Origin of the sequence: Castellaniella daejeonensis, assembly GCF_039523555.1 — a bacterium.
Classification (GTDB): Bacteria; Pseudomonadota; Gammaproteobacteria; order Burkholderiales; family Burkholderiaceae_B; genus Castellaniella; species Castellaniella daejeonensis.
In genome coordinates this window covers 456,956-479,275 of record NZ_BAAAFN010000006.1, presented here as the reverse complement: position 1 = coordinate 479,275, position 22,320 = coordinate 456,956, and the positions used below count along the sequence as shown (strand labels likewise).

At 67.3% G+C, this 22,320-nt stretch carries 20 protein-coding genes; 13 read left to right on the top strand and 7 right to left on the bottom strand.

Annotated features, from left to right (window positions below; translation table 11 throughout):
- The first annotated feature begins 5 nt into the window (after positions 1–5).
- On the top strand, positions 6–749 hold the full coding sequence (ypfH, locus tag ABD022_RS04160) for an esterase (RefSeq protein WP_325125428.1): 744 nt from the start codon (positions 6–8) through the stop codon (positions 747–749).
- Between the two features lie 57 nt (positions 750–806).
- On the opposite strand, the gene ABD022_RS04155 is transcribed toward ypfH, so the two are convergent.
- The 3 genes from ABD022_RS04155 to ABD022_RS04145 are packed head-to-tail and all read right to left on the bottom strand — an operon-like array spanning position 807 to position 4,609.
- A complete protein-coding gene (locus tag ABD022_RS04155; RefSeq protein WP_343820156.1) occupies positions 807–2,492 on the bottom strand; it encodes an ABC transporter permease in 1,686 nt (561 codons plus the stop codon).
- Positions 2,493–3,578: an ABC transporter ATP-binding protein gene (locus ABD022_RS04150; RefSeq protein ID WP_325125432.1), complete on the bottom strand. Its 1,086-nt coding sequence runs from the start codon at positions 3,576–3,578 to the stop codon at positions 2,493–2,495. It lies immediately after the preceding gene.
- A gap of 14 nt (positions 3,579–3,592) precedes the next feature.
- Positions 3,593–4,609 carry an ABC transporter substrate-binding protein gene (locus ABD022_RS04145; protein ID WP_325125433.1) on the bottom strand — a complete coding sequence of 339 codons (1,017 nt, stop codon included), beginning with the start codon at positions 4,607–4,609 and terminating at the stop codon, positions 3,593–3,595.
- Between the two features lie 81 nt (positions 4,610–4,690).
- On the opposite strand from ABD022_RS04145, the gene ABD022_RS04140 reads away from it, so the two are divergent.
- Positions 4,691–5,539 (top strand): aldo/keto reductase, encoded by an 849-nt coding sequence (locus ABD022_RS04140; protein WP_325125435.1) that lies wholly within the window; start codon positions 4,691–4,693, stop codon positions 5,537–5,539.
- Between the two features lie 48 nt (positions 5,540–5,587).
- Here the strand turns inward: ABD022_RS04140 and ABD022_RS04135 are convergent, their stop codons facing one another.
- Positions 5,588–6,577: a diaminopimelate dehydrogenase gene (locus ABD022_RS04135; RefSeq protein ID WP_325125437.1), complete on the bottom strand. Its 990-nt coding sequence runs from the start codon at positions 6,575–6,577 to the stop codon at positions 5,588–5,590.
- Positions 6,578–6,766: 189 nt separating this feature from the next.
- Between ABD022_RS04135 and sstT the strand changes: the two genes are divergently transcribed.
- Positions 6,767–8,002: a serine/threonine transporter SstT gene (gene sstT, locus ABD022_RS04130; RefSeq protein ID WP_325125439.1), complete on the top strand. Its 1,236-nt coding sequence runs from the start codon at positions 6,767–6,769 to the stop codon at positions 8,000–8,002.
- Here the strand turns inward: sstT and ABD022_RS04125 are convergent.
- The 3 genes from ABD022_RS04125 to ompA all read right to left on the bottom strand — a co-directional run bounded on the left by ABD022_RS04125 (position 7,987) and on the right by ompA (position 10,072).
- The gene (locus ABD022_RS04125) at positions 7,987–8,688 is read right to left on the bottom strand and encodes an HAD-IA family hydrolase (protein ID WP_325125441.1); all 702 of its coding nucleotides are present in this window, start codon (positions 8,686–8,688) and stop codon (positions 7,987–7,989) included. The genes sstT and ABD022_RS04125 overlap by 16 nt on opposite strands.
- Positions 8,689–8,690: 2 nt before the next feature.
- Positions 8,691–9,398: a bifunctional 2-polyprenyl-6-hydroxyphenol methylase/3-demethylubiquinol 3-O-methyltransferase UbiG gene (gene ubiG, locus ABD022_RS04120; RefSeq protein ID WP_343820152.1), complete on the bottom strand. Its 708-nt coding sequence runs from the start codon at positions 9,396–9,398 to the stop codon at positions 8,691–8,693.
- A gap of 104 nt (positions 9,399–9,502) precedes the next feature.
- Complete coding sequence (gene ompA / locus ABD022_RS04115) at positions 9,503–10,072, bottom strand: outer membrane protein OmpA (protein WP_325125446.1); 570 nt, start codon at positions 10,070–10,072, stop codon at positions 9,503–9,505.
- A 484-nt stretch (positions 10,073–10,556) separates the two neighbouring features.
- On the opposite strand from ompA, the gene gyrA reads away from it, so the two are divergent.
- From gyrA to ABD022_RS04065, 10 genes are all read left to right on the top strand, one after another.
- Entirely contained in the window at positions 10,557–13,232 is a 2,676-nt protein-coding gene (gyrA, locus tag ABD022_RS04110; RefSeq protein WP_343820149.1) for a DNA gyrase subunit A, read from the top strand.
- The gene (serC, locus tag ABD022_RS04105; RefSeq protein ID WP_425545197.1) at positions 13,229–14,362 is read left to right on the top strand and encodes a 3-phosphoserine/phosphohydroxythreonine transaminase; all 1,134 of its coding nucleotides are present in this window, start codon (positions 13,229–13,231) and stop codon (positions 14,360–14,362) included. Before gyrA ends, serC begins: the two co-directional genes overlap by 4 nt.
- Positions 14,352–15,443: a prephenate dehydratase gene (gene pheA, locus ABD022_RS04100; protein WP_343820147.1), complete on the top strand. Its 1,092-nt coding sequence runs from the start codon at positions 14,352–14,354 to the stop codon at positions 15,441–15,443. The genes serC and pheA overlap by 11 nt, the downstream gene beginning before the upstream one ends.
- Positions 15,444–15,453: 10 nt before the next feature.
- Positions 15,454–16,566, top strand: coding sequence for a histidinol-phosphate transaminase (gene hisC / locus ABD022_RS04095; RefSeq protein WP_343820146.1), 1,113 nt, complete (start codon positions 15,454–15,456; stop codon positions 16,564–16,566).
- Positions 16,563–17,462 (top strand): prephenate dehydrogenase, encoded by a 900-nt coding sequence (locus tag ABD022_RS04090; RefSeq protein WP_343820145.1) that lies wholly within the window; start codon positions 16,563–16,565, stop codon positions 17,460–17,462. Before hisC ends, ABD022_RS04090 begins: the two co-directional genes overlap by 4 nt.
- On the top strand, positions 17,459–18,802 hold the full coding sequence (aroA, locus tag ABD022_RS04085; protein ID WP_343820143.1) for a 3-phosphoshikimate 1-carboxyvinyltransferase: 1,344 nt from the start codon (positions 17,459–17,461) through the stop codon (positions 18,800–18,802). The genes ABD022_RS04090 and aroA overlap by 4 nt, the downstream gene beginning before the upstream one ends.
- Positions 18,803–18,868: 66 nt before the next feature.
- Positions 18,869–19,567, top strand: a complete 699-nt coding sequence (gene cmk / locus ABD022_RS04080) for a (d)CMP kinase (RefSeq protein WP_343820141.1) — start codon at positions 18,869–18,871, stop codon at positions 19,565–19,567.
- A gap of 104 nt (positions 19,568–19,671) precedes the next feature.
- Positions 19,672–21,384 carry a 30S ribosomal protein S1 gene (gene rpsA, locus ABD022_RS04075; protein WP_343820140.1) on the top strand — a complete coding sequence of 571 codons (1,713 nt, stop codon included), beginning with the start codon at positions 19,672–19,674 and terminating at the stop codon, positions 21,382–21,384.
- A gap of 8 nt (positions 21,385–21,392) precedes the next feature.
- The gene (locus ABD022_RS04070) at positions 21,393–21,740 is read left to right on the top strand and encodes an integration host factor subunit beta (protein ID WP_325125978.1); all 348 of its coding nucleotides are present in this window, start codon (positions 21,393–21,395) and stop codon (positions 21,738–21,740) included.
- Between the two features lie 250 nt (positions 21,741–21,990).
- Positions 21,991–22,314 carry a LapA family protein gene (locus ABD022_RS04065; protein WP_325125972.1) on the top strand — a complete coding sequence of 108 codons (324 nt, stop codon included), beginning with the start codon at positions 21,991–21,993 and terminating at the stop codon, positions 22,312–22,314.
- Positions 22,315–22,320 lie beyond the last annotated feature (6 nt).

Sequence of the window (22,320 nt, the reverse complement as noted above, 5' to 3'; positions counted from 1 at the left end):
GCCACATGCCTGATTCCCGACCCGAATCCCTGATCATCGAACCGTCCGCTGGCGCGCCCGCACAGCTCTTTGTGGTGCTGCATGGCGAATCGGCGGCTCCCGACCAGGTGCTGGGCCTGGTGGCGGCGATCCGACAGGCCTTTCCTCAGGCGCTGATCGTCCAGCCGTACGGGCCGTTCGGTGCGGGGAATCAGCGGCGCTGGATTGCATTGGCCAACCCCGAGCCCGAGGCCTATGTCGGCCTGGTGACGGAGGCCGGGGCCGCTCTGGCGAGCGAGGTCCGGGCCCTGCAGCGCAGCCGCGGTCTGAACGGCGAGCAGACGGCCCTGGTGGGGTTTTCCGAAGGCGCCGCCGTGGCGCTGGAAGCCGTTTGCAGCGATGCGGGTCTGGCTGGCCGGGCCCTGCTGTTTTCCACCCGCTTCGCCACACTGCCGGCCAGTGCCCCGATGCTGACCACGCTGCACCTGCTGCACGGGGCGGCGGACCGCGTCGCGCCGCTCGACCAGGCGCGCCAGGTGCATGGGCACCTGGCCGGGCTTGGGGGCGATGCGACACTGGACATGGCTTCGGGCGTGGGGCATGCGCTGCACGAAGCGCTGATCCACCAGGCCATCGTACGCCTGCAGGGCTATCTGCCGCAGCGCACCTGGGAGGCCGTGATGGGCGCACCGGACATCCGCGTCGACGAGTACGATGCCGACGATGATGCGTTCGATGGGCCGGACGGAGGCGGCGGTACCCGCCATTGAGCCGGGCCGCACGACCGGGATCCCACCCGATGCGCGGCTGCGGTGCTGCTCCCCGGCCTACAGCCCCTGGCGCCGGCGCAGGGCCTGGCCCGCTGCCTGGGCGCACAGCACCAGGATCGTCGACAGCACGATCATGAACAGGCCCAGGGCCGACAGCTTGCCCCAGAGACCGTCGTCGGCGTAGCTCAGGATCTGGATGGCCAGGACTTCGGTGCCGGGGCGCGACAGCACGACGGACACGGTCAGTTCGCGCAGGAACATGGTCGCCATGAGTATCCAGGCAGAGACCAGTCCCGGGATCAGCAGCGGGATCACGATGCGCTGCAAGGTGGTCATGCGTCCGGCCCCGCAGACCAGCGAGGATTCCTCCAGGTGGCTGTGGATCTGCACGAAGGCGCTGGCCAGTGGCCGCACCCCGTAGGGCAGGTAGGCCGCCACGTAGGCCAGCAGCAGGGCCGTCAGCGTGGAATACAGGGGGGTCTGCACGAAGAACCACATGAAGCCGATGCCGATGACGATGCCCGGGAAGGAGAACGACAGGAAGCTGAGCGTCTCCAGCAGGGTGGCCAGCGGCCCGCGCGTCTTGACGACGACATAGGCCACGCCCAGGGACAGCGCCACGCCCAGGGTGGCGCCCACGACCGCCAGGAACAGGCTGTTGCGCAGCGCCAGCAGGGCGCCGGGCTCGTGGAAGACGGCGCTCCAGTGGCGCAGGTCCATCGAGGCGAAGGCCTGCTGGCTGGGCGGCATGACATAGGGCACCAGCGAGGTGTAGAGCAGCACCAGGACCGGCAGCACGACCATCAGCAGGCACAGCAGCCCGACGGCCAGGCCCAGCGGACGCCGCAGCGGCCCGAGTGCGATCATGCCGGGCCGGAAGCCGCGCGCCGAGACCGTGACGTACTTTTCGCCTTCGGCCGTCAGGGCGCGGTAGAGCACGATCAGGGCGATGGAGGCCGACAGGACGCTCATGCCGACGGCGGCGGCCTGGCCGTAGTCCGGGGCGAAGCCGGTGGAGATCATGTCGTACAGGTAGGTGGCCAGCACGTCCACCCTGCCGGGCGTGCCCAGGACGCGGGGCACGGCATAGGACGCCAGGCTGCGCACGATGCCCAGGACCACGGCCGCCAGGATGGCGGGCCGCAGGACCGGCAGGGTGACCCGCAGCAGCGTGCGCGCCCAGCTCGACCCAGATACCCGCGCCGCCTCTTCCAGGGAAGGATCGAAGGCGGCCATGGCCGGCGCGATGATCAGATAGGCAATGGGCATGTTGAGCAGCCCTTCGACCAGGATCATGCCCCATAGAGAATAGATGTCGAAGGGGGCCGACTCCAGGCCGAACAGCCCCTGCAGCACCTGGTTGAGCAGGCCGTTGCTGGGGTTCAGCAGCAGCGCCCAGCTGGCCGAGAACAGCAGGTGCGGAATCATCATCGGAACGATGGACAGCACGGTGAACAGCGGCTTGGCGGGAATGTCGGTGCGGGTGTTCAGGTAGGCCAGGAACAGGGCCAGCAGCGTGGACAGCAGCGAGGCGCCGAGCACGAACGCCGCGGTGTTGAAGGTCACGTCCCACAGGTACGGGTCTGTGTAGGCGCGGGTGTATTTCGACAGGGTGAACTGGCCGAACGCGGTCAGCCCCTGCGACAGGCTGCCGAGCAGCAGCATCAGGACGGGGCACAGCGTCAGGAATCCGACCAGAACGATCAGGGTCCAGCTCAGGGCGCGCGACTGTGGGCGGGGCATTCAGGCGCTCAGCAGCAGGCAGTGGGCAGGGTCCAGGCGGATCTCGACGCGCTCGCCCGGGGCGGCCGGGACGTCCGGGTCGATGCGCGCCAGCAGCCGCTCGTCGTTGACGCGGATCTCGGCCTCGTAGACCTCGCCGACGAACTCCATGGACTCGATCGTGCCCTCGATGACATTGAAGCCCGGCCCGATCTCGTAGGGCCGGACGCGAACGAATTCCGGGCGGATGCACAGCGTGGCCTCGGCGCCTTCGGGCAGGTCGCGGGCCTGGCAGTGGATCGTGCCCAGGCCGCAGCGCGCCAGCGTGTACTCGTTTTCACGGTTGCGGACGATGGCCGGGAACTGGTTGGCCCGGCCGATGAAGTCCGCCACGTAGCGATGCTGCGCCTCGAAGTACATGTGCTGCGGCGTGCCGGTTTCGACCACGCGCCCCGCCTGCATCACGGCGATGGTGTGCGACAGGGCCAGGGCCTCGACCCGGTCGTGGGTGACGTACAGGGCGGTGATGCCCAGCTCGCCCAGGAATTGGCGCAGCAGCTTGCGGGTTTCCTCGCGCAGCTTGGCATCCAGGTTGCTGAGTGGCTCGTCGAAAAGAATCACGCGCGGCTCGGCCACCAGGGCGCGTGCCAGGGCGACGCGCTGCTGCTGCCCCCCCGACAGCCGCGTGGCGGGCTGCCGTTCGACGCCGCGCAGCTGGACGAATTCCAGCGCCCGGGAGACCCGTTCGCGGATCTGCGCACGCGGCGTGCCGCGCACCTGCAGCGGGTAGGCGATATTGTCGAAGACCGACATGTGCGGCCAGATGGCGTAGGTCTGGAACACCATGCCCAGGCCGCGCTTTTCAGTGGGAACGGCGATGTGGCGTTCCGACGACCAGACGATGTCGTCGCCGATGCGGATCTCGCCGGCGTCCGGGGTCTCCAGGCCCACAATGCAGCGCAGCAGCGTCGTTTTGCCGCAGCCGCTGGGGCCCAGCAGGGTGAAGATTTCATTGGCCGGGATGGTCAGGTCGACGTGGTCCAGGGCGGAGACGGTGCGCCCTTCGGACCTGTAGGTCTTGCACAGGCCTTCGATGCGGATTTCCATGGCGGCGGCCGGATTCAGCGGGCACCGAACAGCTTGCCGAACTCGCGTCCCCAGCGTTGCAGCTCCTGGTCGGACAGGTCGCGCACGGGCTTGACCTGGACCTGGTCGATGCCCGGGATCGGGGGATGCACGCCCGGCGCCAGCACGTACTCACCCACGTCCTTGGCCAGCAGCGACATGGCTTCATGGCCCAGCCAGTAATCCACGAAGGCGCGCGCGGCCGCCGGCCTCGGGGCCTGGGCCGTGACGGCGATGGCGCGGGCCGAGCCCAGCAGAGGGCCCGACAGCGGGCTCCAGGCCAGCGGCGCCGGGGCCTTGGTGACGATGTACTTGGGCATGGAAATGGCGATGCGCTTTTCGCCGCTTTCGATGGGGGCGGGAGTCGGGCCGAACGAGGCCACGAACATGGGTTCGTTGGCTGCCAGCGCCTTGACGAACTGCATCCATTCGTCTTCGGAGGCGAAGACCTGTTCCTTCAGTCCGACCAGCCAGGAAATCGTCGAGGCATGGTTGGACGGGTTGGCCATGACGATCTGGCCGCGCCATTTCGGATCGCCCAGTTCCTGGTAGGTCCTGGGGGCATCGGCAGCCTGGACGTGCTGGGTGTTGTACAGGTAGGAAACGTATTCCACGCCGAACAGGGTGATGTGCTCGTCTTTGGTGGCCCAGTCGGGATAGCCCTGGGCGGCCGGGGAACGGTAGGGCGCCAGGATGCCCTGGTCCTTCAGGAGTTCGAGCATCGGCAGGGGCGCCTGCACCACATCCGCCGATAATTTGCCGGCGGCCGCCTCGGTCAGCAGGGTGGGGATGAATTTGGAACTGGAGATCCGCGAGTATTCGCCCTGGATGCCGGTCGCCTTGTGGAAGGCGTCCATGATGGGCTGCACCGCGGTGATGTTGGCGAAGAACGTGGCCTTGCCTTCGGCGACGGCGGCGGCGTCCGCGGCCCGGGCCAGGGCCGGCAGGCCGGGCAGGGCGGCGGCGCCCGCCAGTTTCAGGAAATCTCTGCGATTGAAGGACGGTTGCTTCATGGTTGACTCCTGAATATTGTCTTTGGCATGGTAGTGTGCGAAACGGCCACTAGGCAAGTGGGCGGGAATTCAGGAGAAAACATGGAAATGCGCGTGTTCGGCGCCACGGGGCGCCGGGTGCCGGTGCTGGGCCAGGGCAGTTGGTATATCGACCAGGCGGCGGACCGGGCCGGGGCGGTTGCCGCCTTGCGGCAGGGCCTGGACCTGGGCCTGAGCCATATCGATACGGCCGAAATGTATGGCTCGGGCGCGGCCGAGGCGCTGGTGGGCGAAGCGATCCGGGGACGCCGCGACGAGGTGTTCCTGGTGTCCAAGGTATTGCCGTCGAACGCGGGCCGCCGGGCCGCCGTCCAGGCCTGCGAGCGTTCCCTGAAGGCCCTGGGCACGGATTGCCTGGACGTGTACCTGCTGCATTGGCGCGGCTCCGTCCCGCTGCAGGAAACCTTCCGTGCCTTCGATGACCTGATGGCCGCCGGCAAGATCCGCGCCTACGGAGTCAGCAATTTCGACGTGGACGACCTGGAAGAAGCCTGGGCCATCCTGGGGCCCGGCAAGCTGGTCTGCAACCAGGTGCTCTATCACCTGGAGGAACGCGCCATCGAGCATGACGTCATTCCCTGGTGTCGCGCGCACGATGTGGCCGTGGTGGCCTACAGCCCCTTCGGACACGATGCGTTTCCGGGCGGGGATGCGGCGGGCGGGCGCGTGCTGGCCGAGGTCGCCCGGGCGCATGGCGTCACGCCGCGTCAGGTGGCGCTGGCTTTCCTGACGCGAGAGGACGGCCTGTTCGCCATTCCCAAGGCTTCGCGTCCCGAGCACGTCCGCGACAATGCCGGGGCGGGCAGCCTGCGGCTGACGCCTGCCGATATCGAGCGGCTGGATGCGGCGTTTCCCCGCGGGCCGCGCCCGTCTTTCCTGCCGATGATCTGATGCGGCCCCGGCCGGTCGGCCTGCCGGACCTGCGCCCTGACGGGCCGCCTACAGCAGCGCCTTGCGCAGCATCTCGGGGGATTGCGGAGACAGCAGGCCGGGGGCCACGTCGAAGACGGTGCGGGCCCCGGTTTCCCCGGCGGACTTCATCCGCCAGGCGGCGCGCGCATAGGCCACCAGCACGCTGGATGTGAATGCCGGGTTGCTGCCGAGTTTCAGGGAAAATTCCATCGCCTGGTTTTCCGAAGCGCCCGTCCGGCCGCTGCGGATCACGAAGCCACCGTGCGGCATGCCGGCATGTTCGCGGGCCAGGGTGGCCTCGTCGATGATGTGCACCTGGGTGTCGTAGTCGGCGAAATAGTCGGGCATGGTGACGATGGCCTGCTCGACCTGGCGAGGATCGGCGCCCGGTTCCAGCACCACATAGCATTCGCGCCGGTGTTTCTCGCGGGTGGAAAGCGCGGGCCGTTCGCCCGCGCGCACGCGCTCGATCGCCTCGGGGACCGGGATCGTGTACTGCACGCCCGCCCGCACGCCGGCAACGCGCCGGATCGCATCCGAGTGCCCCTGGCTCAGGCCCTTGCCCCAGAATGTGTAGGTGGCGCCGTCCGGCAGGATGGCCTCGCCCACCAGGCGGCTGATCGAGAACAGGCCGGGGTCCCAGCCCACGGCGATGATCGACAGGTTGCCGTGTGCGCGGGCGGCGGCGTCCACGGCCTCGAAGTACCGGGGAATCCGGGCGTGGGTATCGTAGCTGTCCACGGTCGTGAACCACTGCGCCAGTTCGGGGCCCTGCACGGGCAGATCGTCCTTGGAGCCGCCGCACAGGATCATGACGTCTATGTCGTGGCGGTGCGCCGCGGCGTCGTTCAGTGGCAGAACCGGCGTCGCGGGGTCGGGCAGGCGCAGCGAAGCGGGGGCGCGGCGCGTGAACACCCCGGCCAGGCGCATGTCCGGGCAGCGGGCCAGGGCCGCCACGGCGCCGCGCCCCAGGTTGCCGTAGCCGGCGATGCCGACCCGGATCGCGTGAGAAGACATGGAATTCCCCTGAATAACGTGCAGATCGCTTCCTGGGCCGGCACGTTGCCGGCACGGCGGATCTTGTCTCGAGTCAATCCGGCATTGTATCGGCTGGCCGGATGGACTGGGCGGCGATGCTAGAATGGCGCCCATTTTCATGGGGCACCGGCCGGGCGCGAACCCGGCACGCCTTTCTCGGAGTACCTGATGACGTCCCACGTCCTGAACAAACCCAACCCCTTGCTCCAGTTCGTCAGCAATGGCAGCCTGGTGACGCAGATTCTGTTCGGCCTGGCGGCCGGCGTGATCCTGGCGCTGGTGGCGCCTGATGCGGCGCAGGCCGTCGGCCTGCTGGGCGGCCTGTTCGTCACGGCGCTGAAATCCATCGCGCCGATCCTCGTCTTCGCGCTGGTGGCTGCATCGATCGCCAACCATCAGCGAGGTTCCCAGGCGCGCTTGGGGCCGATCCTGGTCCTGTACCTGATCGGCACCTTCGCGGCGGCGGCGGTCGCCGTAGGGGCCAGCTTCATGTTTCCCCTGACCATCCGCCTGCAGCTGGGCGATGCCGCGCTCAACCCGCCCAGCGGCGTGATCGAGGTCCTGCGCAACCTGCTGCTCAGCGTGGTGGACAACCCGGTGCGTGCCCTGATCCAGGCCAATTACATCGGCATCCTGGCCTGGGCGATCGGCCTGGGCCTTGCACTGCGCCATGCGGGCGATTCGACCCGGCAAGTGATGGCGGACCTGGCTGCGGGGCTGTCATACATCGTCAAGGCGGTCATCCGTACCGCACCCATCGGGATCTTCGGGCTGGTCGCCTCGACCATGGCCGAAACCGGCTTCGGCGCGCTGATGGACTACGCCCAGCTGCTGATGGTGCTGCTGGGCTGCATGTTGTTCGTGGCGCTGGTGGTCAACCCGCTCATCGTGTTCCTGCGGCTGCGGACCAACCCCTATCCCCTGGTATTCACCTGCCTGCGCGAATCGGGCATCACCGCCTTTTTCACCCGCAGTTCGGCGGCGAACATCCCGGTCAACATGGCCCTGTGCCGCAAGCTGGGTCTGGAAGAAGACACCTATTCCGTGTCCATTCCCCTGGGGGCGACCATCAACATGGCCGGGGCCGCGATCACCATCACGGTGCTGACGCTGGCGGCCGTCCACACCCTGGGAATCGCAGTGGACCTGCCCACGGCGCTGCTGCTCAGCATCGTGGCCGCGGTCTGCGCATGCGGCGCTTCGGGCGTGGCGGGGGGCTCGCTGCTGCTGATTCCGGTGGCCTGCAGCCTGTTCGGCATCTCCAACGACCTGGCGATGCAGGTCGTCGGCGTGGGCTTCATCATCGGTGTGCTGCAGGATTCCGCCGAGACGGCGTTGAATTCATCGACCGACGTGCTGTTCACGGCGGCCGGTTCGGGCGCAGCCGTTCACACGGCTTCCTGAGCGGTGCGGGCGGGCCCCAGGCCGCCTCCCGTCCAGCGCTCGATCAGGGGCCAGAGTTCGGCCGGGGTGCCGGCAACGGCGTCGGCGCCCCAGCGCGACGGATCGTCCAGCGAGCAGTAGCCGTAGGCGGCGGCCACGGTCGCCATGCCGGCAGCCTGGCCAGCCACGATGTCGCGCTCGTCGTCGCCGATGTAGATGCAGTATTCGGGTGCGACGCCGGCCTGGCGGGCGGCGTGCAGCAAGGGTTCGGGATGCGGCTTGGTGTGCGGGGTGGTGTCGCCGCCCACGGTCACCAGGCAGCGGTCCTGCAGACCCAGGTGGTGCACGATGGGCAGGGCCAGCGATTCGACCTTGTTGGTGACGATGCCCCAGCCGTAGGCCTGGCCGCCCAGCAGATCGAGCAGTTCGGGGATGCCGGGAAACAGCCGGGTGCGCACCAGCATGGCATCGGCGTAGTCGCGCAGGAATCTTTCCCGGGACGCCTCGTATTCATCGGAGCTGGCATCCAGGCCCAGTGCGGCCTTCAGCAGGCCGCGCGCACCGTGCGAGGCGTAGGGGCGCAAGGCCTCGTAGGGCAGGGGGGGCAGGCCCCGGTAGTGGCGCTGCCGGTTGGCGGCGGCGGCCAGGTCGGGTGCCGTGTCGGCCAGGGTGCCGTCGAAATCGAACAGGACGAGACGGTTCGGCATGGTCATTCCGGACGCCGGGCGGCCATCAGGTAGTTGACGCCGGTGTCCGTGGTCAGGCTGTAGCGCTGGGTCAGGGGCTGGTAGCTCATGCCGGACAGCCCCGAGACTTCCAGGCCCGCAGCGCGCGCGGCAGCGGCAAGTTCGCTGGGCGTGATGAAATGCTCGTAGCTGTGGGTGCCCCGGGGCAGCATGCGCATCACGTATTCGGCGGCCACGATGGCCAGCAGGAAAGACTTGGGGTTGCGGTTCAGGGTGGAAAAGCACACCAGCCCCCCGGGGCGGACCAGCCGGGCGCAGGCGGCGACGACCGACGCCGGGTCAGGCACGTGTTCCAGCAGTTCCATGCAGGTGACCAGGTCGAACTGGCCCGCCTGCTGTTGTGCGTAGTCCTCGGCGCTGGTGCATTCATAGTGCACCTGGACGCCGGATTCATGACCATGCAGACGCGCGATCTGCAGGGATTGCTTGGCCAGGTCGATGCCGGTGACCTGGGCGCCTTCGGCCGCCATGGCTTCGGCCAGCAGGCCGCCGCCGCAGCCCACGTCCAGCGCCCGCAGGCCTTCCAGCGGGCCGGCCTGGGACCGGATCCAGTCCAGGCGCAGCGGATTGATGTCGTGCAGGGTCTTCAGATCGCCTTGCGGATCCCACCAGCTGGAGGCGAATGCGCTGAATTTGTCGAGTTCCGCCGGGTCGGCATTGGCTGCATGCATGGGGTGGGCTCCAGAAGACACCAAAAAAACAGGGCTCCGTTGAACGGAGCCCTATTGTATCCGCCGCGCGCGGGGCGCGCGGCGGTTTCGTGCGGCCAGCGGAATTACTTGCGGGTACCGACGATTTCGATTTCCACGCGGCGGTTCTGGGCACGGCCTTCGCGGGTCTTGTTGGACGCGACGGGTTGCAGTTCGCCCTTGCCTTCGGCGTAGATGCGGTCAGCCGGCACGCCCTTGCTGATCAGGTACTGCTTGACCGTGTTGGCGCGGCGCTCGGACAGCTTCTGGTTGTAGGCTTCGGTGCCGATGGAGTCGGTGTGGCCGGTGGCGATGACCGTTTCCAGGTTGATCGAGCCGGCTTGCTGGGCGACCTGGTCCAGGACCTGCTTGCCTTCGGGCTTCAGGGTGGACTTGTCGAAGTCGAAGAATGTGTCGGCGTTCAGGACGACCTTGCTGGCGGTCGGGGCGACGACGGGCGCTTCGGCGACGGGCTTGCCGCAGCCTTCGGCAGCGGTGGCGGGCGTCCAGAATGCATCGCGCCAGCAGTTTTCGCCGCTCGCGTCTTTCCAGACATGGCCGTCAACGTTGGTCCAGTTGTCGGAAGCCGAGGCGGTGCCGACGGCGGCCATGGCAGCAATGGCGAGTCCAATAGCGATTTTGGAGGGTTTGTTCATGTTTCTCCTCGTTTGAGCATGATGCTTGAAAGTGACCGCAGCGAACCCCCGCCGCACATCGAAAGAACGCTTCCAGTATAGCAATGTCGAGCTGGAATGCTCAGAGTTGCGCTGGGTTTCATGCGTGTTAGCCGAAATCTTAAGGCATTTTCCCCTGCCGGGTTAAGCACAAAGCTCCTCACATGCCCTCTGGACGCGTTTTCCAAGGATCGATACGTCCGGGTGTAGGCTTTTCGCAACATCCGGGCATCGCTCCCGATCCGGATGCTGCTTCCGCCGGGACTGAGTGGTCCGTTCGTGGGCGCCGGCCAGGGGCCGTGGGGCGAATGATAGAATCACCGATTGGCCCGGTACCGGGCAGACGGGCGATGCCTTTCAGTGCCCGCGGGCACTGCATGTAATGTGCCTGCGGCGCGGTTTGCCATTCGTCTGCCGGGGCCGCCTGGTCCAGTCATTCAAGCCTGAAAGGTTTTTCGGATACGCCATGGATTCTTTCGCCAAAGAGACGCTGCCCATTTCGCTCGAAGACGAAATGCGGCGCAGCTACCTGGATTACGCGATGAGCGTGATCGTGGGGCGCGCCCTGCCTGACGTGCGCGACGGGCTCAAGCCCGTGCACAGGCGGGTGCTGTTCGCCATGCACGAGCTGAACAACGACTGGAACCGCGCCTATAAGAAATCCGCGCGTATCGTCGGGGACGTGATCGGTAAATATCACCCCCACGGCGATTCCGCGGTCTACGACACCATCGTGCGCATGGCCCAGGATTTCTCGCTGCGCTACATGCTGGTCGACGGCCAGGGCAACTTCGGCTCGATCGACGGCGATAACGCCGCGGCCATGCGTTACACCGAAGTCCGCCTGTCGAAGATCGCCCACGAACTGCTGGCCGACATCGACCAGGAAACCGTGGACTTCGGCCCCAACTACGATGGCAGCGAACAGGAACCCCTGCTGCTGCCGTCGCGCCTGCCGAACCTGCTGGTCAACGGCAGTGCCGGGATCGCGGTGGGCATGGCAACCAACATTCCTCCGCACAACCTGTCCGAGGTCGTCGAAGGCTGTCTGTACTGTCTGCGCAACCCCGATTGCACCGTCGACGAACTGATCGAGCGCATCCCGGCGCCGGATTTCCCCACCGGGGGCATCATCTACGGCATGGCGGGCGTGCGCGAAGGCTACCGTACCGGGCGCGGGCGGGTGATCATGCGCGCCAAGGTTCACTTCGAGGACATGGAACGCGGCAACCGCCAGGCCATCGTCGTCGATGCCATTCCCTACCAGGTGAACAAGAAATCCCTGCAGGAGCGCATCGCCGATCTGGTCAATGAAAAGAAGATCGAGGGCATTTCCGACATCCGCGACGAATCGGACAAGGACGGCATGCGCCTGGTCATCGAGCTCAAGCGCGGCGAAGTTCCCGAGGTCGTCCTGAACAACCTCTACAAGAACACCCAGCTGCAGGAAACCTTCGGCATGAACATGGTGGCGCTGGTCGATGGCCAGCCGCGCCTGCTGAACCTGAAGCAGATGGTGGAATATTTCCTCCAGCATCGCCGCGAGGTCGTCACCCGCCGCACCATTTTCCAGCTGCGCAAGGCCCGCGAACGGGGCCACGTGCTGGAAGGCCTGGCGGTGGCCCTGGCCAACATCGACGACTTCATCGCCATCATCAAGGCAGCGCCCACGCCGCCGGTGGCGCGCCAGGCGCTGATGGATCGCAGCTGGGATTCGTCCCTGGTGCGCGAAATGCTCGAGCGCGCGGACGCCAATGTGGCCTCGGGCGGGCGCGCGGCCTATCGTCCCGAAGGGCTGGATGCGCATTACGGCCTGCAGGCCGATGGCCAGTACCGTCTGTCCGAAGTCCAGGCCCAGGAAATCCTGAACATGCGCCTGCAGCGCCTGACCGGCCTGGAGCAGGACAAGATCGTGGGCGAATACCGCGAGGTCATGGACACCATCGCCGATCTGCTGGACATCCTGGCCCGTCCGGAACGGGTCACCACGATCATCGGCGATGAACTGCAGGCGATCCGCGCGGAATTCTCCAACGCCAGCAACGACCGCCGCCGCTCGGAAATCGAATACAACGCCACCGAGCTCGAGACCGAGGACCTCATCACCCCCATGGACATGGTGGTGACGCTGTCGCGCAGCGGCTACATCAAGAGCCAGCCGCTGTCCGAGTACCGGGCCCAGAAGCGCGGCGGCCGTGGCAAGCAGGCCGCCGCCACCAAGGAAGACGACTGGATCGACCAGTTGTTCATCGCCAACACGCACGACTACCTGCTGTGCTTCTCCGACCGCGGGCGCGTCTATTGGCTCAAGGTCTGGGAAGTGCCCCAGGGTTCGCGCAATTCGCGCGGCCGGCCCATCGTGAACATGTTCCCGCTGATCGACGGCGAGACCATCACGGTGGTGCTGTCGGTCAAGGCCTTCAGCGACGACCACTACGTCTTCATGGCCACCTCGCGCGGGACGGTCAAGAAAACCCCGCTGTCCGATTTCTCCAACCCCCGCAAGGCCGGCATCATCGCGGTCGGCCTGGACGAGGGCGATTTCCTGATCGGCGCCGAGCTGACCGACGGCCAGCACGACGTGATGCTGTTCTCGGATGCCGGCAAGGCCGTGCGCTTCGACGAAAACGACGTGCGCCCGATGGGCCGCACGGCGCGCGGGGTGCGCGGCATGTCGCTGGAAGACGGGCAGTCGGTGATCGCCCTGCTGGTGGCCGAGGACGAGAGCCAGAGCGTGCTGACCGCCACCGAGAACGGCTACGGCAAGCGCACGCCCATTGTCGAATACACGCGCCACGGGCGCGGCACAAAAGGCATGATCGCCATCCAGACTTCGGCGCGCAACGGCAAGGTCGTCGGCGCCGTGCTGGTGCAGCCCGAAGACGAGATCATGCTGATCACGACCGGCGGGGTGCTGGTGCGCACGCGGGTCTCCGAGATCCGCGAGATGGGCCGCGCCACCCAGGGGGTCACGCTGATCAACGTGGATGACGACAGCCTGCTGTCGGGGGTGCGCCGCGTGGTCGAAAGCGATGCCGACGAGGACGACGAGCCCGGCGGCCCGGAAGATCCGCCCGCTGATGGCGCCCAGCCGGCTGAAGACCCGGCCCAACCCAAAACCGACGAGGATCAGGCATCATGAGCCGCCCCTGGAATTTTGCCGCCGGGCCTTCCACCCTGCCGCTCGAAGTCCTGCAGCAGGCCGCCGAGGAAATGTGCGATTGGCACGGCAGCGGCACCTCGGTCATGGAAATGAGCCATCGCGGCAAGCACTACAGCCGCATCCGCGACGAGGCCGAGGCCGACCTGCGCGCACTGCTGTCGGTGCCGGATGATTTCGAGGTCCTCTTCATGCAGGGCGGTGCATCGGCCCAGAATGCCATCGTGCCGCTGAACCTGATCGGCCGTGGGGGCCGGGGCCGGGCGGACTACGTGCTGAGCGGGCACTGGGCGCGCAAGTCCTTCAACGAGGCTGCCCGCTACGGCGACATCGCCGTGGCCGCCACAGCCGAATCCGAAACCGTCATCGACGGGCGCCGCTTCGGCTCCTGGTGCTGGCTGCCTGACCAGGCGCAGTGGCAGGTCCGCCCCGATGCGGCCTACCTGCACCTGTGCGCCAACGAGACCATTGGCGGGATCGAGCAGCCCGTCATGCCCGACATGGCCGCCCTGGGCGCACCCGACGTACCCCTGGTGGCCGACATGTCGTCCAACATCCTGTCCCGCCCCATCGATTTCTCGCGGGTAGGCATGGTCTATGCCGGCGCGCAGAAGAACGCCGGCCCGGCCGGGGTGACGCTGACCTTCGTGCGCAAGGACCTGATCGGCCATGCGCTGCCGTATTGCCCCTCGGTGTTCGACTATGCCAATGTGGCGGGCGCCCAGTCCATGTTCAATACGCCGCCGACCTATGCCATCTACGTGGCGGGCCTGGTCTTCAAGTGGCTGCTGCGCCAGGGCGGGGTTGCGGCGATGGATGCCGCCAGCGAAGCCAAGTCGCGTGCGCTGTACGACTACCTGGACAACTCCGATCTGTACGAAAACCGCATCGCGCCGTCCTGTCGGTCGCGCATGAACGTGCCGTTCTTCCTGCGCGACGAATCGCTGAACGCCGCATTCCTGGCCGAATCCGAGGCCGCCGGGCTGCTGGCCCTGAAAGGCCACAAGGCCGTGGGCGGCATGCGGGCGTCGCTGTACAACGCCATGCCCATGGAAGGCGTGCAGGCCCTGATCGATTTCCTCAAGGACTTCGAGGCCCGGCATGGCGGATGAAGAGACACTCCAGTCCAGGCTGGAACCCCTGCGCCGCCGCATCGATGCGCTGGATACGCAGATCCTCGATCTGCTCAACCAGCGCGCCCGCGCAGCCCTGGAAGTCGGCGAAGTCAAGCAGGCCTTCGATGCCGGGGGGGCAATCCTCAAGCCGGAGCGCGAGGCCCTGATCATCCGGCGCCTGCAGTCGGAAAATCCCGGCCCCATTCCCGAAGAAGCCGTGGCCGCCATCTGGCGCCAGATCATTTCCACCTGCCGCGGCCTGGAAAGCGTGCTGACCGCCGCCTTCCTGGGTCCGCAGGGCTCGTTTTCCGAGCAGGCGGCCTACGAGCATTTCGGCCATGCCATCAACGGCCTGCGCTGCGAGTCCTTCGACGAGGTATTCCGCGCCGTCGAGGCGGGCCAGGCGGACGTCGGCATCGTGCCGGTGGAAAATTCCACCGAGGGTGCCGTCAACCGCAGCCTGGACCTGCTGTTGAATTCCTCGCTCAAGGTGCTCGGCGAGCGCACCATCCGCATCCACCACAACCTGCTCACCCTGACCGGCGGGCTGGAAGGCGTGACCCGGGTGCTGGGGCATCCGCAGGCCCTGGCCCAATGCCAGGCCTGGCTCAGCCGCAATCATCCCGGGCTGGAACGCCTGCCCGTCGCCAGCAATGCCCAGGCGGCGCGCATGGCTTCCGAAGACCCCACGTGCGCGGCGATCGCCGGAGACGCGGCCGCTGCTGCCTGGGGGCTCAGCGCCGTGGCCAGCGGGATCCAGGACGACCCCCAGAACCAGACCCGCTTCGTGGCCGTCGGCCTGCGCGATGCCGGCCCCACCGGCCGCGACAAGACCAGCCTGGTCCTGGCCGTGCCGAACCGCGCCGGCGCCGTCTACGACATGCTGGCGCCGCTGTCCCGGCATGGCGTGTCCATGACGCGCCTCGAGTCGCGTCCCGCCCGCACGGGGCAGTGGGAATACTATTTCTATGTCGATCTGCTGGGCCACAGAGATGACGAGCCCGTTGCCCAGGCACTGGCCGAACTGCGCCAGCAGGTCGCCTTCTTCAAGATCCTGGGATCCTATCCCAGGCAGTGAGGCCCGCTTCATGACAAACACCCTGGCGCCCGCCCATATCCGGGCCATCGCTCCCTACCAGGCCGGAAAACCCATCGAGGAACTTGCCCGCGAATATGGGCTGGACCCGGATGGCATCATCAAGCTGGCTTCCAACGAAAACCCGCTCGGCTGCTCGGACCGTGTGCGTGCGGCGCTTTCCGAGGCCGCCGGCGCGCTGCACGGCCGCTACCCGGATGCCAACGGCTTCGACCTGAAGGCAGCCCTGGCGGCGCACCACGATATGCCCGCCGACTGGATCACCCTGGGCAACGGCTCCAACGACCTGCTGGAACTCGCGTCCCTGGCCCTGCTGGACGAGGGTACGTCGGCCGTCTATGCGCAGCACGCCTTCGTGGTCTACCGCCTCTGCACCCAGGCACGGGGCGCGCGCCACCTGATGGTGCCGGCGCGCGACTACGGCCACGACCTGGATGCCATGCTGGCGGCGATCGCAGACGACACGCGGCTGGTGTTCATCGCCAATCCGAACAACCCCACCGGCACCCATCAGCCCGGCGATCGCGTGCTGGCCTTCCTGGAATCCGTCCGGGAACGGCACGGGGACCGCGTCGTCGTGCTGCTGGACGAAGCCTATGACGAATACCTCGATCCCGAGGCGCGATCCGACAGCGTCCGGTGGGTGCGCGAATTCCCCAACCTGATCGTCACCCGCACCTTCTCCAAGGCCTACGGCCTGGCCGGCCTGCGGGTCGGCTATGCCCTGGCGCAGCCGGCGCTCACCGACCTGCTCAACCGGGTCCGCCAGCCCTTCAATGTCAACGTCCTGGCCCAGCTCGCCGCGCGCATCGCCCTGGCCGACACCGATTTCCTGGCCCGCACCTATGCCCTGAACCGGGCGGGCCGCGCGCAGCTGCAGGAAGGCTTCGCCGCGCTGGGTCTGGATTTCGTGCCCAGCTACACGAATTTCGTGCTGGTCAGGGTGGGCGATGCCGCGCGCGTGAATGGCGAGCTTCTGCGCCGCGGCGTGATCGTGCGGCCGGTGGCCGGCGACGGCCTGCCCGAGCATCTGCGGGTCAGCATCGGCCTGCCCGAGGAAAACGCCCGCCTCCTCGACGCCTTGAAGGCCGTGTTGCAGGCATGAACGGCGATCCCGGCGGGCAGCCTCTGGTTCCGGTGCTGGCCATCGTCGGCACGGGGCTGATCGGCGGTTCGTTCGCGGCGGCCTTGCGGCGGGTCGGGCAGGCGGGCAGGGTGCTCGGGGTCGGACGCAACCCGGCTTCGCTCCAGCGGGCGCGCAGCCTGGGCCTGATCGACGATGTTGCCAGCCTGGCCCAGGCGGCGGCCGAGGCCGACCTGATCTTCCTCGCCACTCCGGTGGGCGCCATGGCGCCGATCCTGCGGGATCTGGCCTCCCTGCTGCGACCCGACACCCTGGTCACCGACGCCGGCAGCACCAAGGCCGATGTGGCGCGGCTGGCCCAGGAAATCCTGGGCGAACGCCATGCGCAGTTCATTCCGGGCCATCCCATTGCCGGCTCCGAGATGGCCGGCCCCGAGGCGGCCGATCCCATGCTCTACCACGGCCGCAAGGTCGTGCTGACCCCCTTCGACGATACCCCGGGCGTGCTGCAGCATCGCCTGATCCGGGTCTGGGAGGCCTGCGGCGCGCGCGTTTCCCTGATGACGCCCGAGGCCCACGACCGGGCGCTGGCAGCCGTCAGCCATGTGCCGCATTTCCTCGCGGCTGCCTACATGACCCAGGTCATCCGGGCCGATGACGCCGACACGCGCCTGAACCTGGCCGGGACGGGTTTCCGCGACTTCACCCGGATCGCCGCGGGCTCCGCCGAGGTCTGGCGCGACATCTTTCTTTCCAACCGGGCGGCGGTGCTGCGCGAACTGGACGATTTCGACCAGGCACTGCAACTGCTGCGGGCTGCCCTGGAAGGCGACACCGATCCCGCTGCGCTCGAGACATTGCTCGAGCAGGCAGCGCTTGCCCGCCGGTTCTGGGGCGGCAGGAGCCAGATGCCATGAATACGACAGGCGCCGCCGTGCGCGAACCTTCCCTGCTGCTGGAGCCGGCCGTGCACGCGCGCGGCACGGTGACATTGCCGGGATCCAAGAGCATTTCCAATCGGGCGCTGCTGCTGGCGGCGCTGGCCGAAGGCGAAACCGAGCTCGAGGGACTGCTGGATTCGGACGACACCAGGGTCATGCGGGATGCCTTGCGAACCCTGGGGCTGGACCTGCGCCAGGATAACCCGGGGCGGGTGAGCCTGGCCGGCGCTGCCGAATGGCCCCGGAAACAGGCCGAACTGTTTCTGGGCAATGCGGGCACGGCCTTTCGGCCGCTGACGGCCGCCCTGGCCGTGATGGGCGGCGATTACCACTTGTCGGGTGTGCCACGCATGCACGAACGGCCCATCGGCGACCTGGTGCAGGCGCTGCGGGGCCTGGGTTGCGAGATCGCCTATGCCGGCCAGGAAGGCTATCCGCCCCTGCGCATCGGCCTGGGGCCCCTGGATGCGCAGCGCCCCGTGCGGGTGCGGGGTTCGGTGTCCAGCCAGTTCCTGACGGCGCTGCTGATGGCGGCGCCGATCGCGGCCCGGCGGTCTGGCCATGACGTCGTCATCGAGCTGGACGGCCCGCTGATCTCGAAACCGTACATCCTGATCACCCTGAACCTGATGGAGCGCTTTGGCGTGCGCGTCGGGCGCGAGGGCTGGGAACGCTTCGTCATTCCGGCCGATGCCCGCTACCGCGCCCCGGGCCACTACAGGATAGAAGGCGATGCCTCGTCCGCCTCGTATTTCCTGGGGCTGGGCGCCATCGCGGGCGGTCCCGTCCGCATCGAGGGCGTCGGCGGCGACAGCATCCAGGGCGACGTGGCCTTCGCCGAGGTGGTCGAAGCCATGGGCGCACAGGTGGAACGCGAGGCCGGTGCGCTGGTGGTGCGGGGCCGCGCGGTGGCCGATGGCGAGCGGCTCAGGGCCTTCGACCGGGACTTCAACCTGATTCCCGACGCCGCCATGACCGCCGCCGTGCTGGCCTTGTATGCGGACGGCCCATGCCGGCTGCGCAACATCGCCAGCTGGCGGGTCAAGGAAACCGACCGCATCGCCGCCATGCATGCCGAACTGGCCCGCCTGGGCGCGCGCGTGGAATCCGATGCCGACAGCCTGACGGTGCATCCCCTGCAGGCCGCGGACTGGCGCGCCGCCGAGATCCGCACCTACGACGATCACCGCATGGCCATGTGCTTCTCGCTGGCGGCATTCGGACCCGTGCCGGTGACCATCCTGGACCCGGGCTGCGTCAGCAAGACCTATCCGGACTATTTCGTGGATTTCCGCCGCCTGCTCGCAGCGGGCTGAGCCCCGGCCCGCCCCCCGCCAGGGCTGTCCGGGCGGCGAATCCCATCCACAGCAAAGGAATCTTCCATGGCCGCCGATCATCCTGGAAACGGCACCCCGGCGCAGGCAGCGCCAGTCATCACCATCGACGGCCCGACGGCCTCGGGCAAGGGCACGATCGCCCAGCGGGTCGCACAGGCCCTGGGCTGGCACGTGCTGGACAGCGGCGCGCTCTACCGCCTGACGGCCCTGGCCGTGCTGCGCGATGGGGGCGATGGCACCGACGAAGCCCAGGCGGCACGGCTCGCCCGGCGCCTGGACGTGCGTTTCCAGCCGGACGCCATTCTCATGGGCGGCGAGGATGTCGGCGCCCTGATCCGCCAGGAAGAAGTCGGCAACCTGGCTTCGCGCGTTGCCGCCTGGCCGGCGGTGCGCGAGGCCCTGCTGGCGCGTCAGCGGGATTTCCGCCGGACGCCGGGCCTGGTGGCCGACGGGCGCGACATGGGCACCGTGGTCTTCCCCGATGCCCCCCTGAAAATCTTCCTCGACGCGGACGTCGGGGTTCGGGCGCAGCGGCGCTATAAACAGTTGAAGGACAAGGGTTTTTCTGCTAATCTAGATGACCTTTTGCAAGACCTTAGGGCGCGCGATGCGCGAGACCGGGGTCGGGCGCATGCGCCGCTTGTTGCGGCGGCGGATGCGGTCACCGTGGATTCGTCCCACCAAGGGATCGATGACGTGGTGCGTCAAGTGCTGGATCTCTGGTCCGCACACGGGCCTGCCTGACGGGCGCCGACCGGCGTTTCCTTCGGGCAGGATGTTTTTTCACTCCGCCGGGTATTTGCCTGGCGTGTCATGATTGCCCTTCGGGGCCTATGGATCTATCTTTCATGTCCACCCTCACCACTGAAGCCGCCCTGGGCGGCGAAAGCTTCGCCGACCTGTTTGCCGCCAGCATCAAGGATCAGAACATGCGCTCCGGCGAGGTCATCTCCGCCGAAGTCGTGCGCGTCGACCACAATTTCGTCGTGGTCAATGCCGGCCTCAAGTCCGAAGCCTACATTCCCCTCGAAGAATTCCTGAACGACCAGGGCGACCTGGAAGTGCAGAGCGGCGACTTCGTCTCCGTCGCCATCGATTCCCTGGAAAACGGCTACGGCGACACGATCCTGTCGCGCGATCGCGCCAAGCGCCTGTCGGCCTGGCTGCACCTCGAGCAGGCCCTGGAATCCGGCGAGCTAGTCAACGGCACCATCACCGGCAAGGTCAAGGGCGGCCTCACGGTCATGACCAACGGCATCCGCGCCTTCCTGCCCGGTTCGCTGGTCGACCTGCGTCCCGTCAAGGACACCACCCCCTACGAAGGCAAGACCCTCGAATTCAAGGTCATCAAGCTCGACCGCAAGCGCAACAACGTCGTGCTGTCGCGCCGCGCCGTCCTCGAGGCCAGCATGGGCGAGGAACGCGAAAAGCTGCTCGAAACCCTGCATGAAGGCGCCATCGTCAAGGGCATCGTCAAGAACATCACCGACTACGGTGCGTTCGTCGACCTGGGCGGTATCGACGGCCTGCTGCACATCACCGACATGGCCTGGCGCCGTGTCCGCCACCCGTCCGAAGTGCTGCAGGTGGGTCAGGAAATCGAAGCCAAGGTCCTCAAGTTCGACCAGGAAAAATCCCGCGTCTCGCTGGGCGTCAAGCAGCTGGGCGAAGATCCCTGGATCGGCCTGGGCCGCCGCTACCCGCAAGGCACCCGCCTGTTCGGCAAGGTCACCAACCTGACCGACTACGGTGCGTTCGTCGAGGTCGAAGCCGGCATCGAAGGCCTGGTGCACGTTTCCGAAATGGACTGGACCAACAAGAACGTCGATCCGCGCAAGGTCGTGACCCTGGGCGAAGAAGTCGAAGTCATGGTCCTGGAAATCGACGAAGACCGTCGCCGCATCTCGCTGGGCATGAAGCAGTGCCGCCCGAACCCCTGGGAAGACTTCGCCGCGAACTTCAAGCGCGGCGACAAGGTCCACGGCGCCATCAAGTCGATCACCGACTTCGGCGTGTTCGTCGGCCTGCCCGGCGGCATCGATGGCCTGGTGCACCTGTCCGACATCTCCTGGTCCGAGTCCGGCGAAGAAGCCGTGCGCAACTTCAAGAAGGGCGACGAGATCGACGCCGTGGTTCTGGGCATCGACACCGACAAGGAACGCATCTCCCTGGGCATCAAGCAACTGGAAGGCGATCCGTTCAACAACTTCGTGGCCACCTACGACAAGGGCGCCGTCCTGTCGGGTACCGTGAAGTCCGTCGAGCCCAAGGGCGCCGTCGTGACGCTGTCCGTCGACGTCGAAGGCTACCTGCGCGCCTCGGAAATCTCCGCCGGCCGCGTCGAGGACGCCACCACGGTTCTGCATGCCGGCGACCAGGTCGAGGCCATGATCATCAACATCGATCGCAAGGCGCGTTCGATCCAGCTGTCGATCAAGGCTCGCGACAACGCTGAAACGGCCGAAACCATCCAGCGCATGACCGAAGCCAGCGCCTCCTCGGGTACCACCAACCTGGGCGCCCTGCTGAAGGCCAAGCTCGACCAGCAGCGCGACGAGTGATGCCTGGCCTGACCAAGTCCGAACTCATCGCCGTGCTGGCGAGCCGCTACCCGCAGTTGGCGGCTCGCGACATGGACTTTGCAGTCAAGACGGTCCTGGACGCGATGGCCGATGCGCTGGCCCAGGGCCAGCGCATCGAAATCCGCGGCTTCGGCAGCTTTTCCCTGTCGCGGCGCCAGCCGCGCGTGGGGCGCAACCCGAAGTCCGGTGAAAAAGTGCACGTGCCGGCCAAGCTGGTCCCGCACTTCAAGCCGGGCAAGGAATTGCGCGAACGGGTGGATCAGGGCCCCGGCGGCGGCGACGCCGACGAGCCCGCCACCGTAGCCGACCTCTACCAAGCCCGAATGATGGGATGAGCCAGGACACACAATAGCCCCCTGCGGGCTATTGTGTGCCTGGCGAATCCGAGCGGCCTGCAGGCCGCGAGGTGGAGAGCTGTCCCGGCGGGAGAAATCCTGTGCCTGGCGAATCCGAGTGGCCTGCAGGCCGCGAGGTGGCCATCGAGTCCGGATGACGGGCGGTGCTTCTTGCGAAGCGCCGCCCGTTTTCCATTTGAGCATTGTCTTTGCGTTTACAATGGCGGGATTGCCCCGAGGAGCTTGTCGCATGCGCTACCTGGTCTGGATTCTGAGGCTGGTGATCTTTGTCATCGTGCTGCTTTTCGCCCTGAAAAACACGGCGCCGGTGGATGTCGGCCTGTTTGCCGACCATGTCCTGAGCCAGGTCCCGCTGATCGTCGTGATGCTGGTGGCCTTCATCCTGGGCGTTGCCTTCGGCCTGCTCATGGCGGCCACGTCCCTGCTGCGCCGCCGCCGCGAGATCAACCGCCTGCGCCGCGAGCTGGCCAGGGCGCAGGACGCCATCGACCACCCCCAGGCGGCGTCCGCTCCGGTGATCCCCGAAACCGTCGCGCCGCTGGCGCCCCTGTAAATTCCC

Bases quoted from the DNA above. Each gene is read 5' to 3' on its own strand.
- ypfH (WP_325125428.1), top strand. From the start codon at position 6: ATGCCTGATTCCCGACCCGAATCCCTGATCATCGAACCGTCCGCTGGC.
- ABD022_RS04155 (WP_343820156.1), bottom strand. From the start codon at position 2,492: ATGCCCCGCCCACAGTCGCGCGCCCTGAGCTGGACCCTGATCGTTCTG.
- ABD022_RS04150 (WP_325125432.1), bottom strand. From the start codon at position 3,578: ATGGAAATCCGCATCGAAGGCCTGTGCAAGACCTACAGGTCCGAAGGG.
- ABD022_RS04145 (WP_325125433.1), bottom strand. From the start codon at position 4,609: ATGAAGCAACCGTCCTTCAATCGCAGAGATTTCCTGAAACTGGCGGGC.
- ABD022_RS04140 (WP_325125435.1), top strand. From the start codon at position 4,691: ATGGAAATGCGCGTGTTCGGCGCCACGGGGCGCCGGGTGCCGGTGCTG.
- ABD022_RS04135 (WP_325125437.1), bottom strand. From the start codon at position 6,577: ATGTCTTCTCACGCGATCCGGGTCGGCATCGCCGGCTACGGCAACCTG.
- sstT (WP_325125439.1), top strand. From the start codon at position 6,767: ATGACGTCCCACGTCCTGAACAAACCCAACCCCTTGCTCCAGTTCGTC.
- ABD022_RS04125 (WP_325125441.1), bottom strand. From the start codon at position 8,688: ATGCCGAACCGTCTCGTCCTGTTCGATTTCGACGGCACCCTGGCCGAC.
- ubiG (WP_343820152.1), bottom strand. From the start codon at position 9,398: ATGCATGCAGCCAATGCCGACCCGGCGGAACTCGACAAATTCAGCGCA.
- ompA (WP_325125446.1), bottom strand. From the start codon at position 10,072: ATGAACAAACCCTCCAAAATCGCTATTGGACTCGCCATTGCTGCCATG.
- gyrA (WP_343820149.1), top strand. From the start codon at position 10,557: ATGGATTCTTTCGCCAAAGAGACGCTGCCCATTTCGCTCGAAGACGAA.
- serC (WP_425545197.1), top strand. From the start codon at position 13,229: ATGAGCCGCCCCTGGAATTTTGCCGCCGGGCCTTCCACCCTGCCGCTC.
- pheA (WP_343820147.1), top strand. From the start codon at position 14,352: ATGGCGGATGAAGAGACACTCCAGTCCAGGCTGGAACCCCTGCGCCGC.
- hisC (WP_343820146.1), top strand. From the start codon at position 15,454: ATGACAAACACCCTGGCGCCCGCCCATATCCGGGCCATCGCTCCCTAC.
- ABD022_RS04090 (WP_343820145.1), top strand. From the start codon at position 16,563: ATGAACGGCGATCCCGGCGGGCAGCCTCTGGTTCCGGTGCTGGCCATC.
- aroA (WP_343820143.1), top strand. From the start codon at position 17,459: ATGAATACGACAGGCGCCGCCGTGCGCGAACCTTCCCTGCTGCTGGAG.
- cmk (WP_343820141.1), top strand. From the start codon at position 18,869: ATGGCCGCCGATCATCCTGGAAACGGCACCCCGGCGCAGGCAGCGCCA.
- rpsA (WP_343820140.1), top strand. From the start codon at position 19,672: ATGTCCACCCTCACCACTGAAGCCGCCCTGGGCGGCGAAAGCTTCGCC.
- ABD022_RS04065 (WP_325125972.1), top strand. From the start codon at position 21,991: ATGCGCTACCTGGTCTGGATTCTGAGGCTGGTGATCTTTGTCATCGTG.